Here is a 16,328-nt window from a genome sequence, read left to right as displayed (position 1 = left end):
GGCGGATTGTAGCAGTGCCCCGTTCAGATCGCGACTATATCCGATTTCCGGCACGCTGCACGTTCCGTGTGCACGACTGGAATGCACTTCGCAAAATGCAGCGGCTGGTGGGCGCAGAGGCGGTTATACCGGTTAACTCTCACCGTCAGGGAAATTTTTACGCGTTTTTACCTGTGCCATGCTCTCCAGGATACGGTGGTAGTTATCGAAACGGGAGCGGTTGATTTTTCCCTCTTCAACCGCTTCGCGAATGGCGCAGCCCGGATCGCTGCCGTGCTTACAGTCTCGGAATTTACATGCGCCCAGGAAGGCGCGGAACTCGACAAACCCACGGGTCACCTGTTCCGGCTCCAGATGCCATAAACCGAACTCACGCACGCCCGGTGAATCGATCACGTCGCCGCCGTGCGGGAAGTGGTAAAGCCGGGAAGCGGTGGTGGTGTGCTGGCCCAGGCCTGAACCGTCGGACACGTCGTTGGTCAGGATAGCGGCCTGCTCATCTTTGTCGAAGCCGAGCAGGGCATTCAGCAGGCTCGATTTGCCGACGCCCGACTGTCCGGCAAAGATACTGACGCGGTCGGTGAGCGCCGCTTCCAGAGCGTCAAGGCCATTTTTCGCCCGGCTGGAAACCATGACCACGCGATAGCCAATCTGGCGATAGATATCCATCTGCTGGTCAACACGGAGACGCGCAGCCTCATCCAGCAGATCGGTTTTGTTCAGGACCAGCAGCGGTTCGATCTCCAGCGTTTCGCTGGCTACCAGGTAACGATCGATGATGTTCAGCGACAGCTCTGGCAGGATGGCGGAGACGATAATAATCTGATCGATGTTTGCCGCCATCGGCTTTACGCCGTCGTAAAAGTCGGGGCGGGTTAAGACGCTGGTGCGCTCGTGCACCGCTTCGACAATACCTTTGCCGCCGCTGGTTGCCGGACGCCACAACACCCGATCGCCTGTGACCAGCGAACGGATAGTACGGCGGATATTGCAGCGGTGGGTGACGCCTGCGCTATCCTCAACGTCAGCATGCATGCCAAAACGGCTGACAACGACCCCATCTGCAGCTTCACCAAACAGGTTGTCATCCGCTTCCGGACGCTCTCTGCGCTGGTTGAGACGGCGATCGTGGTTTGCGCTTACGCGGCGTTGTTGGCCCTTCGACAGTTTATTTTTACTCACTCACCCTCACAGCGTTAGCCAGATTTCGCCCGGCTGGGCAAAACGTCTATGATACACCTTATTCATTGTGAATGACGACTATAGCAACCGCAGGAAACAGCATGGCTACTGGAAATGAACAGAATCTGATCTGGATTGATCTTGAGATGACCGGACTCGATCCGACGCACGATCGCATTATTGAGATTGCGACCCTGGTGACCGACGCCAATCTTAACATTCTCGCGGAAGGGCCGGTTATGGCCGTTCATCAGTCGGATGAACAGCTGGCGCTGATGGATGAGTGGAATGTCCGCACCCACACCAACAGTGGTCTGGTGGCGCGGGTTAAAGAGAGCAAAATTGACGATCGCGCCGCGGAGCTGGCGACCATCGAATTTCTGAAGCAGTGGGTGCCCGCGAATAGCTCGCCGATCTGTGGCAATAGTATCGGGCAGGATCGCCGCTTCCTGTTTAAATATATGCCCGAGCTGGAGGCTTATTTCCACTATCGCTATCTGGATGTCAGTACGCTGAAAGAGCTGGCCCGCCGCTGGAAGCCCGAGATCCTGCCGGGCTTCAAAAAAGGCGGCACACATCAGGCGCTGGATGACATCCGCGAGTCCGTGGCGGAGCTGGCTTACTACCGCGAACACTTTTTGCAGCTTTAATCGCCGGGGGGTGCGCATGAAATCGCCAGGTTGACGATTAAATCGGCAAACGCGCAGAAAGCGAAAATTTTTGCTTTCAGAGGCTTGCAGCAGCAACGATTTCTCGTATAATGCGCACCCCGTACCGGTGAAGAATTTTGTAACGGTACAAGGCGCGGGAATAGCTCAGTTGGTAGAGCACGACCTTGCCAAGGTCGGGGTCGCGAGTTCGAGTCTCGTTTCCCGCTCCAGATTTAAGATGTAAGCAGTACCCTCTTTGCGGGAATAGCTCAGTTGGTAGAGCACGACCTTGCCAAGGTCGGGGTCGCGAGTTCGAGTCTCGTTTCCCGCTCCAGTTTTATATAGCAGTGCCCTTCTTATGCGGGAATAGCTCAGTTGGTAGAGCACGACCTTGCCAAGGTCGGGGTCGCGAGTTCGAGTCTCGTTTCCCGCTCCAGATTTAACATCACACTGTTTCAGTCAAAACTTGCGGCTGTTTTGCGTCGTAACGCCTTAATGGTTTCCTCAGGGTTATCCACAGCGCGACACCCCATTCTCAGCGCCCGTTAGCGCGATCTGCAAATCATTTCTGAACAGAGTTATCCACAGCTTTCTGTTTTAAGCGAAGCGCTAGTCTCATTATCAAATAAACACAACTTTTTTATAACCTTTTGATATTTTTGCTTTTGATAATATTTCAATTTGTTATCTGGCAGCAAAAACAGCGTCATTGCAGTTGAATGACAACAACTTTTTATTTTTATTCACAGCATGTGGAAAACGATAATCTGCGCCGGGCTGGTCATTCACGCATCACGCGGTAAACCTTTCTCAACGGCACGCACCAGCCGTTTCTGCTGGGCAGGCTGCACGTCGACAACGAGCTGTTCGCGTTTCTGCTGCTGCTGCGCGATCGCCCACTGAATATGTTCATCCAGCAATTCACTCTCGCCGAGACGCCGTTCCAGCACCGGCATGATGTCGGCCGACCAGGGCGCGTTACCCAGCGCGACGGCGATATTGCGCAGCCAGCGTAAATGTCCGATGCGCCGAATCGCCGAGCCTTCGGTGATGCGCAGAAACTTCGCTTCATCCCACTGAAACAGATCGATCAGCTCTGGCGCATGCAGCGCGGCGCGCGGCGAAAAGTCGCTTTCGTCACTGAGCTGACCATAGCGATTCCACGGACAGATGAGCTGGCAGTCATCGCAGCCATAGATCCGGTTGCCCATCAGTGGACGAAACGCTTCCGGGATTGCGCCTTCCAGCTCAATGGTGAGATAAGAAATACAGCGGCGGGCATCCACAACGTAAGGTTCTGTGATGGCGCCGGTGGGGCAGATTGTCATGCAGGCGACACAGCGGCCACACTGCTCCGGCTGCGGCGTATCCACCGGCAGCGGAATGTCGATCAGCAGTTCGCCGAGGAAAAACCACGAGCCCGCTTCGCGATTCAGAATCAGCGAATGTTTACCGGTCCAGCCAAGCCCGGCTTTCGCCGCCAGCGGGCGTTCCAGCAGCGGGGCGGAGTCGACAAAGGGGCGAAAATTAAGCTCGCCACAATGCGCCTGGATCATTTCCCCGAGCTTTTTCAGTCGATTGCGCAATACTTTGTGATAATCGCGGCCTAACGCATAACGGCTGACATAGCCCAGACGGGGATTTTTCAGCGTGCTGGCAAAGGCGGCTTTAGCCGGAAGGTAGTTCATGCGAACGCTGATCACGCGCAGCGTGCCGGGCAGCAGTTCATGCGGACGCGCCCGCATCATGCCGTGTCGCGCCATCCACGCCATCTCGCCATGATACTGCTTGTCCAGCCACGCCTGCAGACGCGGCTCTTCGGCACTGAGATCGGTGTCGGTGATGCCAACCTGCTGGAAACCGAGTTCGGCTCCCCACTGTTTAATCTGCTGTGCGAGTTGATGAAGATCGAGAGGGTATGACATGAGTGACCAGGATTCGAAGAAAAACAGCCGCAGTTTACCATATTCTGTCTGGCCTGCGCAGGCAGTGGCGCAGCTTGAGCAACAGGGGGCCGACGCACTCGGCATCACCCTGTATGAGCTGATGCTGCGCGCCGGGCAGGCGGCCTTTACGCATCTGACTGCGCACTGGCCGCAGGCCAGCCACTGGCTGATTCTGTGTGGTCACGGCAATAACGGCGGGGATGGCTATGTGGTGGCGCGGCTGGGGCAGGCGGCAGGCAAAACGGTGACGCTGCTGGCGTGCGAAAGTGACAGGGCGTTACCGGAAGAGGCGCAGCGGGCCCGCGATGCCTGGCTGGATGCGGGCGGTGCAATCCATGCGGCCGATGCGGTCTGGCCAGAGCAGGTCGATGTGATCGTCGATGCGCTGCTGGGCACCGGCTGCCAGCGTGCGCCGGACGAACCTTACGCCTCGCTGATCGCACGCGTTAATGCCCATGCAGCGCCGGTTCTTGCCATCGATATCCCGTCCGGCTTATCGGCCCGCAACGGCACGGCGCCCGGCGCGGTCATAGACGCCTGCCATACGCTGAGCCTGGTCGTGCTGAAGCCGGGACAGATAACCGGCAAGGCGCGTGACCACGTCGGCAAACTCTTCGCTGCCGATCTGGGGCTGGCCGCGTTTCTGGCGGGCGAGACGGCCCCCATCGCCCGTTACGACGCCAGCGTACTCTCCCGCTGGCTGAAACCGCGTAAGCCGACCTCGCACAAAGGCAGTCACGGTCGTCTGCTGGTGGTGGGAGGCGATGCCGGTACGGCCGGGGCGGTGCGCATGACGGCGGAAGCTGCGCTACGCAGCGGCAGTGGATTAGTGCGAGTACTCACTCACAAAGATAATATCATCCCGATTCTTACCGCCCGCCCCGAAGTCATGGTCGATGAACTGACCGACGAGCGGCTGACGGAGGCGCTGGCGTGGGCCGATGTCATCGCTATCGGCCCCGGTCTGGGCCAGCGTGAGTGGGGAAAGCGGGCGCTGAAGCAGGTCGCGGCCAGTGAAAAGCCGATGCTTTGGGACGCGGATGCACTTAACCTGCTGGCAATCAGTGCGGAGAAACGTCAGAATCGCATTATTACGCCGCATCCTGGCGAGGCGGCGCGTTTGCTGAATATTGAGACCAGTGAAATTGAGAGTGACCGCTTACATGCAGCGCAGACACTGGCGCAGCGTTACGGTGGCGTCGTAGTCCTGAAAGGTGCCGGTACACTGATTGCCAGCGAGCAGGGCGAAATGGCCTTTGCCGATGTCGGCAATGCCGGTATGGCGTCTGGCGGAATGGGCGATCTCCTGAGTGGGATCATCGCCTCGCTGGCAGGCCAGAAACTGACGCTGTTTGACGCGGCCTGCGCGGGCTGTGTGGCCCACGGAGCCGCCGCCGATGCGGTCGCGGCGCAACGCGGAACGCGCGGTATGCTGGCAACCGATTTACTGGATCTCCTGTGGCAGTTTGTTAATCCTGAGATGAATAAAGAAGCATGAAGACCTGTGTTATCTCTTTGCCCGATGAGGCGGCTACGCTCAGTCTGGGCGCTCAGCTGGCGCGCGCCTGTGGCAGCGCGGCAGTCATTTATCTCTATGGCGATCTGGGGGCGGGTAAAACCACCTTCAGCCGCGGCTTTCTGCAGGCGCTGGGCCATCAGGGCAACGTCAAAAGTCCCACCTACACTCTGGTTGAGCCTTACACGCTGACCGACCGGACCCTCTACCATTTCGACCTCTATCGCCTCGCCGATCCGGAAGAGCTGGAATTTATGGGGATCCGCGACTATTTCAGCGGTGAGGCGATCTGTCTGGTCGAGTGGCCGCAGCAGGGGGCCGGATTCCTGCCGTCGCCCGACCTTACCTTAACGCTGCGCTATGTGGGCGAGGCGCGTGAAGCGGCGCTGACGGCACAATCCGCGTCAGGCCAGCAGTGGGTTGAACGGTTCAGCCAGGGCAGGGAACAGGCATGATGTCACGGATGAAAATCGCGCTGGTGTCACTGCTGCTGCTGGTTTCTGCTCCCCTGTTTGCCGCCACGCTGTCAGATATCAAAGTGGCCAACGGTGACAGCCAGGCAACCATCACCCTGAATTTTTCCGGACAGCCGGTCTATGGCTATTTCCCGCTGCACAACCCCGATCGCGTGGTGCTCGACGTCCGTCAGAGCGGTGTGGTGCAGGGGTTACCGCTGAACTTCAGCGGTGAGAACATCGTCAGGCGCATTCGCAGCAGTACCCCAAAGGACAAGCAGAGCGTGCGGCTGGTGTTTGAACTGACCCAGGCGGGGAAAACCCGGGCGGTCACTCAGCGCGACGGCAACAACTACAGCGTGGTCTTTACCATTACCGGTAAAGCGCCGGTGGTGACGCGCAGCGAGCCCGCACCGGTCATCGCCCCGACGCGCGTGCCGACCCCGAGTGCCGCCGCGGCCAATCCGTTTAATGCCAATCCGGTGACCTCGGTGACCAGCACGGCCAGCACCGTGCGCCCCGGCAGTCGCGTCAGCCAGAATGACACCGTGATTGTGGCGATAGATGCCGGCCATGGCGGCCAGGATCCGGGTGCTATCGGCCAGCGCGGGTTAAAAGAGAAGAACGTAACGATTGCGATCGCCCGAAAACTGCGGGTGCTGCTGAATAACGATCCGATGTTCAAAGGCGTGCTGACACGCGATGGCGACTATTTTATCTCAGTTATGGGCCGTTCCGATGTGGCGCGTAAAGCCAACGCCAACGTGCTGGTGTCGATCCATGCGGATGCGGCCCCAAGCCATGCGGCGACCGGCGCGTCAGTCTGGGTGTTATCAAACCGTCGCGCCAACAACGAGATGGCTAACTGGCTGGAGCAGAAAGAGAAGCAGTCTGAGCTGCTGGGCGGTGCAGGAGACCTGCTGGCGAACAGCCAGGCCGATCCTTATCTCAGTCAGGCGGTACTTGACCTGCAGTTCGGTCACTCGCAGCGCGTTGGCTATGACATCGCGCAGAAAGTCCTGCAGCAGCTGCGCGGCGTTACCTCGCTGCACAAGCGTCTGCCTGAGCACGCCAGCCTTGGGGTCCTGCGCTCGCCGGACATTCCTTCTCTGCTGGTGGAAACCGGCTTCATCAGTAATTCCTCGGAGGAGCGACTGCTAGGCAGTAGCGCACACCAGGATAAGATTGCGCAGTCGATCTATAAAGGTCTGCGCACTTATTTCCTGGCGCACCCGCTGCAATCCATCCCAAAGGAGGAAAACCTGCCGCTGGGCTCGTCGCCAGCGGTGAGCGTCGCCAGTAATCCGGCGACCGGGGTGACGCAGTATACCGGCGTGACTCAGCGCCATACCGTTACGCGCGGGGAGACGCTCTCCGGCATCGCCGCGAAATATGGTGTCAGCATGGCCACGCTGCGTGAGATGAACACCCTGAAGCGTGATGTGGTGTGGGTCGGCCAGCGGCTGAAAGTCCCGGCCAGTGCGGCCGCCAGCCGGACCACCCGCGCCGCGCCGCGCGGTATGGTTCGCCATAAGGTCGTCGTCGGCGATTCCCTGACCGGGATTGCGGCGCACTACGGCGTCAGCCCGAAAGCCATAATGCAGACCAATAATCTGAAGTCGACCAACGTCATGCTGGGGCAGAACCTGAAAATTCCTGCATCCTGATTGTGTGCCCGGCCGCTGCGCCGGGCTGTCAGCTAAGAGGATATCCACGATGCCGATACAAATTTTACCGCCTCAGCTGGCAAACCAGATTGCGGCGGGTGAAGTGGTTGAACGTCCTGCCTCGGTTGTCAAAGAGCTGGTGGAGAACAGTCTGGATGCGGGCGCAACGCGCATCGATATTGATATTGAAAAGGGCGGCGCGAAGCTGATCCGCATCCGTGACAACGGCTGCGGCATCGTGAAAAGCGAGCTGGCGATGGCGCTGGCCCGACACGCCACCAGTAAAATCGCCTCGCTGGACGACCTGGAGGCGATCATGAGCCTGGGCTTCCGGGGTGAGGCTCTGGCCAGTATCAGCTCGGTCTCCCGTCTGACGCTCACCTCCCGCACTGCCGATCAGAGTGAAGCCTGGCAGGCTTATGCCGAAGGGCGCGATATGGCAGTGACGGTCAAACCGGCGGCACATCCCTGTGGCACCACGCTGGAGGTGCTGGATCTGTTTTACAACACGCCGGCACGCCGCAGATTCATGCGCACCGAGAAAACCGAGTTCGGGCATATCGACGAAGTGATCCGTCGCATTGCGCTGGCACGTTTTGATGTCGCCCTGTCACTGAGTCACAACGGCAAAATGATGCGCCAGTATCGCGCCGTCAACGAAGAGAGTCAGCGCGAACGGCGGCTGGCCGCAATTTGCGGCACCACCTTTATGCAGCACGCGCTGCGCATCGACTGGCAACACGACGAACTTGCGCTGCGCGGCTGGGTAGCCGATCCGGCCGGGTCGCGCCAGGTGACCGAGCTGCAATACTGCTATGTTAACGGCCGGATGATGCGCGATAAGCTGATTAACCATGCTATCCGCCAGGCCTTCCAGACCCAGCTTCAGGATGATCAGCAGCCCGCTTACGTGCTCTATCTGGAGATCGATCCCCATCAGGTGGATGTCAACGTGCATCCGGCCAAGCATGAGGTCCGGTTCCACCAGTCGCGCCTGGTGCATGATTTTATCTATCAGGGCGTAGTCAGCGTGCTGCAGGCGATTGCGACACCCGCGCTGCCTGCGCTGAAGGCTGAAGAAACCGCTCCGCGCTGGCAGCCCGAAAACCGTCAGGCGGCTGGCGGCAACCATTTCGCCCAGCCTGCCTCGTCACCCGGGGAGCGCAAACCGTCTGCCCCCGCCCGGGACACGCCGCCCGCTGCGGCACCGGCCTGGCAGAATAAAGAGAACCTATACCGGCAGCGTGAAGGGGCGGTGTACCAGCAGCTGCTGAAAACGCCCGTCGACAGCGTACCGCCGCCGGGCGCGCGTGAGCCTGAACCGCGCCGGACCGAAAAGGCTTCGCCGCTGGCGGTCCATGCGCAGAGTTTTGGCCGGGTACTGACCGTGCTGCAGCACCACTATGCGCTGCTGGAACAGGATCAGACGCTCTCGCTGATGGCGCTGCCGGTGGCGGCGCGCTGGCTGAAACAGGCGCAGCTGGAACCGGGCGAAGAGGGGCTGAAACCGCAGCCGCTGCTGATTCCCGTGCGGCTGAAAATGGCCAAAGATGAACGCGAGGCGGCCCGCAAAAATAGCAGCCTGCTCAATCAGATGGGCATCGAACTTCAGGCCGATGGCGACCACGTCACCCTGCGCGCAGTGCCTTTACCGTTACGAACACAAAATTTACAAATCTTGATTCCTGAGCTGTTAGGCTATCTCGCCCGGCAGCAGGAGAACTCTGCGACGCAGCTGGCCCGGTGGCTGGCGCGACAGCAGGATACAGAGTCCTCCAGCTGGAATCACTCACAGGCGATTAACCTGCTGGCTGAGCTTGAACGGCTCTGCCCACAGTTACTGAAATCGCCGCCTTCAGGCTTATTACAGCCCCTAGAGATTGAGAGCGCGGTGAACGCGTTGAAGCATGAGTGAATTAAACCAGGCTGGCCGGCCAAAGGCTATTTTTTTGATGGGACCCACGGCATCTGGCAAGACGGCATTAGCCATCGAGCTGCGTAAGCAGCTACCAGTGGAACTAATCAGCGTCGATTCCGCCTTAATCTATCGTCAGATGGATATTGGCACGGCGAAACCGTCGGCTGAGGAGTTAGCCGTGGCGCCCCATCGCCTGCTCGACATTCGCGATCCCGCAGAGGCCTATTCGGCTGCGGAGTTCCGGCGCGATGCGTTAGCAGAAATGGCGGAGATCGTTGCAGCCGGACGAATACCGCTGCTTGTTGGTGGAACCATGCTCTACTTCAAGGCGTTACTTGAAGGATTGTCGCCGCTGCCCCCGGCCGATCCGGAGGTGCGTCAGCAGATAGAGCAAACGGCGCGTGAAAAAGGCTGGGAAGCTTTGCACCGCCAGCTGTGTGAAATTGACCCGGTTGCCGGCAGTCGTATTCATCCGAATGATCCGCAGAGACTTTCGCGAGCACTGGAAGTTTTTTTTATTTCGGGTAAAACTTTAACGGAACTGACTAAAACATCCGGTGAAGCGTTACCCTACGACGTGTACCAGTTTGCCATCGCCCCCGCGAGTCGCGAACTGCTGCACCAGCGCATCGCGTTGCGTTTTGAGCAGATGTTGGCGTCAGGATTTGAAGCGGAGTCTCGGGCCCTGTTTGCACGAGGTGATTTGCATACGGACATGCCTTCCATCCGGTGTGTCGGTTATCGTCAGATGTGGTCTTATCTGTCAGGCGAAATCGATTATGACGAGATGGTTTATCGGGGAATTTGCGCAACCCGGCAGCTTGCTAAGCGACAGATGACATGGTTACGTGGCTGGGAAAATGTTCACTGGCTTGACAGTGACGAGCCCCGGCTGGCGCGTGATACAGTGTTACAGGTTCTTAGTGCGAAGCATGGGTGATTGTGTACAATTGATGGGTTATCGTGCGCAAATTTTTACGCAGTTTTTTCAGAACCATAGGTTCTACGAGCAACAAACAACAAGCATATAAGGAAAAGATAGAATGGCTAAGGGGCAATCATTACAAGACCCGTTTTTGAACGCACTGCGTCGTGAACGTGTTCCGGTTTCGATTTATCTGGTTAACGGTATTAAGTTGCAGGGTCAGATTGAGTCATTTGATCAGTTCGTCATCTTGCTGAAAAACACGGTAAGTCAGATGGTTTATAAGCACGCCATTTCTACCGTTGTGCCTTCGCGCCCGGTTTCTCACCATAGCAATAATACCGGTGGCGGCAGCAACAATTATCATCACGGTGGCAGCAACACACCTGCACAGCCACAGTCACAGCCACAACAAGACGGTGACCACGCAGAATAACGCGTCGCCGTACAGCCAGGTGCGGAGAACAGCGGTTTTCCGTCCTGGTCTTTTATTAAGCGAGGTTATAGCTTGTTTGACCGTTATGATGCCGGTGAGCAGGCCGTACTGGTACACATCTGGTTCTCCCAAGACAAAGAAGTAGAAGATTTGCAGGAGTTCGAAACCCTGGTCTCTTCTGCTGGCGTTGAGGCGCTGCAAGTGGTCACTGGCAGTCGTAAAGCGCCACACCCCAAGTATTTTGTCGGTGAAGGAAAAGCCGTTGAAATTGCCGATGCGGTAAAAACAACTGGAGCATCGGTCGTATTATTCGATCATGCCCTTACGCCCGCTCAAGAGAGAAACCTTGAGCGTCTGTGCGAATGCCGGGTTATTGATCGCACCGGTTTAATTCTGGATATCTTTGCCCAACGCGCACGTACCCACGAAGGTAAATTGCAGGTTGAGCTGGCGCAGCTACGCCATCTTGCCACACGTCTGGTGCGCGGCTGGACTCACCTTGAACGTCAGAAAGGCGGGATCGGCTTACGCGGTCCGGGTGAAACACAGTTAGAAACCGACCGCCGCCTGTTGCGCGGTCGTATCAGCCAGATTCTGTCCCGTCTTGAGCGGGTGGAAAAACAGCGCGAGCAGGGACGTCAGTCGCGAGCCAAAGCGGACATCCCGACCGTGTCGCTGGTGGGCTATACCAACGCCGGTAAGTCGACGCTGTTTAATGCTATGACATCGGCCAATGTCTTTGCCGCAGATCAGCTGTTTGCGACGCTGGACCCGACGCTGCGCCGTCTGAATGTCGCCGATGTCGGAGATGTGGTCCTGGCGGATACCGTCGGCTTTATCCGCCATCTTCCTCACGACCTGGTTGCCGCTTTTAAGGCCACGCTGCAGGAGACCCGTCAGGCGACGCTGTTACTGCATGTGATTGATGGCGCAGACCTGCGCGTCACGGAGAATATCGCGGCCGTCGATACCGTTCTGGAAGAGATTGAAGCGGACGAAATCCCGACGTTACTGGTCATGAATAAAATCGATATGCTCGACGGGTTCGAACCGCGTATCGATCGCAACGAAGAGAATCTGCCCGTCCGCGTCTGGCTGTCTGCCCAGACGGGTGAAGGCATTCCGTTGCTGTGGCAGGCGCTGTCTGAGCGTCTGTCGGGTGAAATTGCCCAGCACGCATTACGTCTGCCGCCGGAAGCGGGGCGACTTCGCAGCCGTTTCTATCAGCTGCAGGCGATTGAGAAAGAGTGGAATGAAGAAGACGGCAGTGTAGGATTGCAGATACGTATGCCCATTATTGAATGGATGCGTTTATGTAAACAGGAACCGTCGCTGACCAGTTACATTGTTTGATATTGCCCAAACGCATTTACCTTAAAAATGGAAGATTGTCGCATTTTCGTTGCATGACCGAATACGCAGGATTTACCCGGGTAGCTCGGATTTCAGCAAGGCGGCAACTGAGTGTATCGCCGGACGCTTACGCAGGTAAGTGGCCGGGGTGAGCAAAGGCAGCCAACACTGCTGCAATCCGAAAAATGAAGGGTAAAAACCGTAATTACAATAAATGGAGTAGAAACATGGCGTGGAATCAGCCCGGAAATAACGGACAGGACCGCGACCCGTGGGGAAGCAGCAATAATCAAGGCGGCAACTCTGGGGGGAATAAGGGAGGACGGGAATCCGGGCCTCCTGATCTGGATGATATCTTCCGTAAGCTGAGCAAGAAGCTTGGTGGACTGGGCGGTGGCAAACAGAGCGACAATGGTCAGCGCGGCTCTGGCAGCGGCGGCAAAATCGTGGGCATCGTGGCGGTTGCTGCGGTGGTCATCTGGGCTGCCAGCGGTTTCTACACTATTAAAGAAGCGGAGCGTGGCGTCGTGACGCGCTTCGGTAAATTCAGCCATCTGGTCGAGCCGGGCCTCAACTGGAAGCCGACCTTTATCGATCAGGTGCGTGCGGTTAACGTCGAATCGGTACGTGAGCTGGCGGCGTCTGGCGTGATGCTGACCTCGGACGAGAACGTGGTTCGCGTCGAGATGAACGTGCAGTATCGCGTGACCGATCCTGAACGCTACCTCTATGCGGTGACCAGCGCGGATGACAGCCTGCGCCAGGCCACCGACAGTGCCCTGCGTGGCGTGATCGGGCGTTCTACTATGGATCGCATCCTGACCGAAGGCCGTACCGTCGTCCGTAGTGATACGCAGCGTGAAATCGACGAGACAATCCGCCCTTATAACATGGGTATTGCGGTGCTGGACGTCAACTTCCAGGCTGCCCGTCCGCCGGAAGAGGTGAAGTCCGCGTTTGATGACGCCATTGCTGCACGCGAAAACCGTGAGCAGTATGTCCGCGAAGCCGAAGCCTACGCGAATGAAGTGCAGCCGCGTGCTAATGGCCAGGCGCAACGTATTCTGGAAGAGGCGCGTGCGTACAAAGAGCGGACCGTTCTGGAAGCGCAGGGTGAAGTGGCGCGTTTTGCCAAGATCCTGCCGGAGTATAAAGCCGCACCGGAAATCACCAAAGAGCGCCTGTATATCGAAACCATGGAGCGTGTGCTGAGCCATACCCGCAAAGTCCTGGTTAACGATCGGGGTAACAACCTGATGATGCTGCCGCTGGATCAGCTGATGCGTGGCGGTCAGGCTTCTTCAGGCCAGAACGGTCAGAAGGGCGCGAACGGTGCTTCTCTGCCTGCCATCTCCGACCGCAGCGCAAGCCGCAATGACACGTCGTCATATAGTCCGGACAACATCATGGATCAGCGTCGGGCCAATGCTCAGCGCAGCGACAGCCAGCGCGAAGGGAGAGAGTAATCGATGCGTAAGCCAATAGTATTTTTGATCATTGTCGTGCTGGTGGCGCTCTATGCGTCGCTGTTTGTGGTACAGGAAGGGCAGCGGGGCATCGTCCTGCGCTTTGGTAAAGTCCTGCGTGATGGCGAAAACAAGCCGCAGGTCTTTGCGCCGGGCCTGCACTTCAAGATCCCGTTCCTGGAAACGGTTAAAACGCTGGATGCACGTATTCAGACCATGGACAACCAGGCCGATCGCTTCGTCACCAAAGAGAAGAAAGATCTGATCGTGGACTCCTACATCAAGTGGCGTATCAGCGATTTCAGTCGCTACTACCTGGCAACGGGTGGCGGTGATGTCTCTCAGGCGGAAGTGCTGCTGAAACGTAAGTTCAGTGACCGCCTGCGTTCTGAAATGGGCCGTCTGGATGTGAAAGATATCGTCACTGACTCCCGTGGTCGCCTGACGACGGATGTCCGCGATGCGCTGAACACCGGTTCGGCGGGCAGCGATGATGAAATCGCCACGCCAGCAGCGGATGACGCGATTGCCAGCGCAGCGGCCCGCGTCGAGCGTGAAACCAACAGCAGCGAGCCAGCGCCAAACCCGAACAGCATGGCCGCGCTGGGTATTCAGGTGGTGGATGTGCGTATCAAGCAGATCAATCTGCCGACCGAAGTCTCAGATGCGATCTTCAACCGTATGCGTGCCGAACGTGAAGCGGTCGCGCGTAGCCAGCGTTCGCAGGGTCAGGAAGAGGCCGAAAAGCTGCGCGCCCAGGCGGACTACCAGGTAACCCGTACACTGGCTGAAGCCCAGCGTGAAGCGCTGATCACCCGCGGTGATGGCGATGCGGAAACGGCCCGGTTGTTTGCGGATGCGTTCAGCAAGGATCCTGACTTCTACGCCTTTATCCGTAGCCTGCGTGCTTACGAAAACAGCTTCAGCGAAAATCAGGACGTGATGGTGTTAAGCCCGGATAGCGACTTCTTCCGATATATGAAGGCACCCTCTAACGCGACACGTTAAGAACTGATATAACCTGTGGGCCGACAATGTTGTCGGCCTTTTTTTGGGTATCAGCATGAAAACAAGCATCTGGATGGCGCTGGCACTGGTATTGGTGCTGGAAGGGTTAGGGCCTATGTTTATGCCGCGCGCGTGGCGACGCTGGATCCTGACGCTCTCACGGCTGCCCGACCGTCTGCTGCATCGCTTTGGTGGCGGACTGGTGGTCGCAGGGATGGTCATCTACTGTATGCTCAGTCTGCACGGCAATCTGTAAGCATAGGGTTAAGACCGGCTAAATTGTGCCTTTTGCCGCGCGCATCCCCAACATATTGTAGTGAGCAAAACTCAGACAAAAAAGCGCGCAATCGTATGCTAAAAGTGCTGAAAACCACGGGATCAGATGGTAGAATCCTTTTTTAAGCAATCGGTGATTTTGAGAAATGGGTAAGAACGTCGTCGTACTGGGCACCCAATGGGGTGACGAAGGTAAAGGTAAGATTGTAGACCTTCTGACTGAACGCGCGAATTACGTTGTGCGTTATCAAGGCGGCCACAATGCGGGCCACACGCTTGTCATCAACGGTGAAAAAACCGTCCTCCACCTGATCCCTTCTGGCATTCTGCGCGATAACGTGACCAGCATCATTGGTAACGGCGTAGTGCTCTCTCCTGAAGCCTTAATGAAAGAGATGAAAGGCCTGGAAGCGCGCGGGATTCCGGTACGTGAACGTCTGCTGATTTCTGAAGCCTGTCCGCTGATCCTGCAATATCACGTTGCGATGGATATGGCGCGTGAACGTGCGCGTGGTGCGAAAGCGATCGGTACCACCGGTCGTGGCATCGGACCGGCTTATGAAGATAAAGTTGCGCGCCGCGCACTGCGCGTCAGCGACCTCTTTAACAAAGAAACCTTTGCTGCCAAGCTGAAAGAAGTCGTCGATTTCTACAACTTCCAGCTGGTCGAGTACTACAAAGAGCCGGCCGTTGACTTCGATAAAGTGCTCAGCGATGTGATGGAAGTCGCCGACATCCTGACTGGCATGGTGGTTGACGTCTCTGAGCTGCTGGACACGGCGCGTAAGCGTGGCGACCTGATCATGTTTGAAGGCGCACAGGGTACGCTGCTGGATATTGATCACGGCACCTATCCGTATGTAACGTCATCCAACACGACCGCAGGCGGCGTGGCAACCGGTTCAGGTATCGGTCCGCGTTATGTGGATTACGTGCTGGGTATCGTAAAAGCTTACTCAACCCGCGTCGGTGCAGGTCCATTCCCGACCGAACTGTTTGATGAAACCGGCGAGTTCCTGTGTGCGCAGGGCCATGAGTTTGGCGCAACCACCGGACGTCGTCGTCGTACCGGCTGGCTGGATGCGGTCGCCGTTCGCCGCGCTGTTCAGATTAACTCTCTGTCAGGTTTCTGCATGACCAAGCTGGACGTGCTGGATGGTCTGAAAGAGGTGAAAATCTGCGTGGCCTATCGTATGCCTGATGGCCGCGAAGTAACTACTACACCCCTGGCCGCAGAGAACTGGGAAGGCATTGAGCCGGTCTACGAAACTCTGCCAGGCTGGAGCGAGAAAACATTTGGCGTGAAGACGCTGGAAGGCCTGCCTCAGGCTGCACGCGATTACATCAAGCGTGTGGAAGAGGTGACCGGTGTGCCGATTGATATCATCTCAACCGGTCCCGATCGCAGTGAAACAATGATTCTGCGCGATCCGTTTGACGCGTAATCATTCAGGCCGGACACTGTCCGGCCCTTGTTTTTCCACTCTCTGATGCCACTTAATCTCCCTTCGCTTGTCAAATCCTGTGCTG

14 protein-coding genes and 3 tRNA genes are annotated in these 16,328 nt (G+C 57.5%); 15 read left to right on the top strand and 2 right to left on the bottom strand.

The annotated features are described in order from the left end of the window. Nucleotides 1-132: 132 nt before the first annotated feature. The gene (rsgA, locus tag AB1748_RS18105) at nt 133-1,182 is read right to left on the bottom strand and encodes a small ribosomal subunit biogenesis GTPase RsgA (protein WP_367395867.1); all 1,050 of its coding nucleotides are present in this window, start codon (nt 1,180-1,182) and stop codon (nt 133-135) included. Between the two features lie 101 nt (nt 1,183-1,283). On the opposite strand from rsgA, the gene orn reads away from it, so the two are divergent. From orn to AB1748_RS18085, 4 genes are all read left to right on the top strand, one after another. Continuing rightward, the gene (orn, locus tag AB1748_RS18100; RefSeq protein WP_293774378.1) at nt 1,284-1,832 is read left to right on the top strand and encodes an oligoribonuclease; all 549 of its coding nucleotides are present in this window, start codon (nt 1,284-1,286) and stop codon (nt 1,830-1,832) included. Between the two features lie 154 nt (nt 1,833-1,986). Continuing rightward, nucleotides 1,987-2,062: transfer RNA gene (locus tag AB1748_RS18095), tRNA-Gly, on the top strand. A gap of 28 nt (nt 2,063-2,090) precedes the next feature. After that, a tRNA-Gly gene (locus AB1748_RS18090) sits at nt 2,091-2,166 on the top strand. Nucleotides 2,167-2,192: 26 nt separating this feature from the next. Then, nucleotides 2,193-2,268, top strand: a tRNA-Gly gene (locus tag AB1748_RS18085). Nucleotides 2,269-2,617: 349 nt separating this feature from the next. Here the strand turns inward: AB1748_RS18085 and queG are convergent. Further along, a complete protein-coding gene (gene queG, locus AB1748_RS18080; protein WP_293774380.1) occupies nt 2,618-3,757 on the bottom strand; it encodes a tRNA epoxyqueuosine(34) reductase QueG in 1,140 nt (379 codons plus the stop codon). Between queG and nnr the strand changes: the two genes are divergently transcribed. From nnr to AB1748_RS18025, 11 genes are all read left to right on the top strand, one after another. Beyond that, the gene (nnr, locus tag AB1748_RS18075; RefSeq protein ID WP_367395866.1) at nt 3,756-5,276 is read left to right on the top strand and encodes a bifunctional ADP-dependent NAD(P)H-hydrate dehydratase/NAD(P)H-hydrate epimerase; all 1,521 of its coding nucleotides are present in this window, start codon (nt 3,756-3,758) and stop codon (nt 5,274-5,276) included. The two genes, queG and nnr, sit on opposite strands and share 2 nt — an antisense overlap. Further along, nucleotides 5,273-5,749, top strand: coding sequence for a tRNA (adenosine(37)-N6)-threonylcarbamoyltransferase complex ATPase subunit type 1 TsaE (tsaE, locus tag AB1748_RS18070; protein WP_111139655.1), 477 nt, complete (start codon nt 5,273-5,275; stop codon nt 5,747-5,749). Before nnr ends, tsaE begins: the two co-directional genes overlap by 4 nt. Further along, nucleotides 5,746-7,416 (top strand): N-acetylmuramoyl-L-alanine amidase AmiB, encoded by a 1,671-nt coding sequence (gene amiB, locus AB1748_RS18065; protein ID WP_111139654.1) that lies wholly within the window; start codon nt 5,746-5,748, stop codon nt 7,414-7,416. Before tsaE ends, amiB begins: the two co-directional genes overlap by 4 nt. 49 nt (nt 7,417-7,465) lie before the next feature. After that, on the top strand, nt 7,466-9,331 hold the full coding sequence (gene mutL / locus AB1748_RS18060; protein ID WP_367395865.1) for a DNA mismatch repair endonuclease MutL: 1,866 nt from the start codon (nt 7,466-7,468) through the stop codon (nt 9,329-9,331). Further along, nucleotides 9,324-10,274, top strand: a complete 951-nt coding sequence (gene miaA, locus AB1748_RS18055; protein WP_293774390.1) for a tRNA (adenosine(37)-N6)-dimethylallyltransferase MiaA — start codon at nt 9,324-9,326, stop codon at nt 10,272-10,274. The genes mutL and miaA overlap by 8 nt, the downstream gene beginning before the upstream one ends. A gap of 103 nt (nt 10,275-10,377) precedes the next feature. Then, nucleotides 10,378-10,695, top strand: coding sequence for an RNA chaperone Hfq (hfq, locus tag AB1748_RS18050; protein WP_111139211.1), 318 nt, complete (start codon nt 10,378-10,380; stop codon nt 10,693-10,695). A gap of 72 nt (nt 10,696-10,767) precedes the next feature. Beyond that, nucleotides 10,768-12,048, top strand: a complete 1,281-nt coding sequence (hflX, locus tag AB1748_RS18045; RefSeq protein WP_293774393.1) for a ribosome rescue GTPase HflX — start codon at nt 10,768-10,770, stop codon at nt 12,046-12,048. Between the two features lie 227 nt (nt 12,049-12,275). After that, the gene (gene hflK / locus AB1748_RS18040) at nt 12,276-13,514 is read left to right on the top strand and encodes an FtsH protease activity modulator HflK (RefSeq protein WP_111139213.1); all 1,239 of its coding nucleotides are present in this window, start codon (nt 12,276-12,278) and stop codon (nt 13,512-13,514) included. A 3-nt stretch (nt 13,515-13,517) separates the two neighbouring features. Further along, nucleotides 13,518-14,522: a protease modulator HflC gene (gene hflC, locus AB1748_RS18035; protein WP_111139214.1), complete on the top strand. Its 1,005-nt coding sequence runs from the start codon at nt 13,518-13,520 to the stop codon at nt 14,520-14,522. A 55-nt stretch (nt 14,523-14,577) separates the two neighbouring features. Continuing rightward, on the top strand, nt 14,578-14,778 hold the full coding sequence (locus AB1748_RS18030) for a DUF2065 domain-containing protein (RefSeq protein ID WP_111139215.1): 201 nt from the start codon (nt 14,578-14,580) through the stop codon (nt 14,776-14,778). 166 nt (nt 14,779-14,944) lie between these two features. Continuing rightward, complete coding sequence (locus tag AB1748_RS18025) at nt 14,945-16,243, top strand: adenylosuccinate synthase (RefSeq protein WP_293774396.1); 1,299 nt, start codon at nt 14,945-14,947, stop codon at nt 16,241-16,243. Nucleotides 16,244-16,328 lie beyond the last annotated feature (85 nt).

It is taken from the genome of Pantoea sp. Ep11b, assembly GCF_040783975.1.
GTDB lineage: Bacteria > Pseudomonadota > Gammaproteobacteria > Enterobacterales > Enterobacteriaceae > Pantoea.
The sequence above is the reverse complement of the archived record's forward strand: the minus strand, read 5'-3'. Positions and strand labels throughout refer to the sequence as shown.

Coding starts and splice junctions, on each gene's coding strand:
- orn (WP_293774378.1), top strand. CDS start 1,284: ATGGCTACTGGAAATGAACAGAATCTGATCTGGATTGATCTTGAGATG.
- nnr (WP_367395866.1), top strand. CDS start 3,756: ATGAGTGACCAGGATTCGAAGAAAAACAGCCGCAGTTTACCATATTCT.
- queG (WP_293774380.1), bottom strand. CDS start 3,757: ATGTCATACCCTCTCGATCTTCATCAACTCGCACAGCAGATTAAACAG.
- tsaE (WP_111139655.1), top strand. CDS start 5,273: ATGAAGACCTGTGTTATCTCTTTGCCCGATGAGGCGGCTACGCTCAGT.
- amiB (WP_111139654.1), top strand. CDS start 5,746: ATGATGTCACGGATGAAAATCGCGCTGGTGTCACTGCTGCTGCTGGTT.
- mutL (WP_367395865.1), top strand. CDS start 7,466: ATGCCGATACAAATTTTACCGCCTCAGCTGGCAAACCAGATTGCGGCG.
- miaA (WP_293774390.1), top strand. CDS start 9,324: ATGAGTGAATTAAACCAGGCTGGCCGGCCAAAGGCTATTTTTTTGATG.
- hfq (WP_111139211.1), top strand. CDS start 10,378: ATGGCTAAGGGGCAATCATTACAAGACCCGTTTTTGAACGCACTGCGT.
- hflK (WP_111139213.1), top strand. CDS start 12,276: ATGGCGTGGAATCAGCCCGGAAATAACGGACAGGACCGCGACCCGTGG.
- hflC (WP_111139214.1), top strand. CDS start 13,518: ATGCGTAAGCCAATAGTATTTTTGATCATTGTCGTGCTGGTGGCGCTC.
- AB1748_RS18030 (WP_111139215.1), top strand. CDS start 14,578: ATGAAAACAAGCATCTGGATGGCGCTGGCACTGGTATTGGTGCTGGAA.
- AB1748_RS18025 (WP_293774396.1), top strand. CDS start 14,945: ATGGGTAAGAACGTCGTCGTACTGGGCACCCAATGGGGTGACGAAGGT.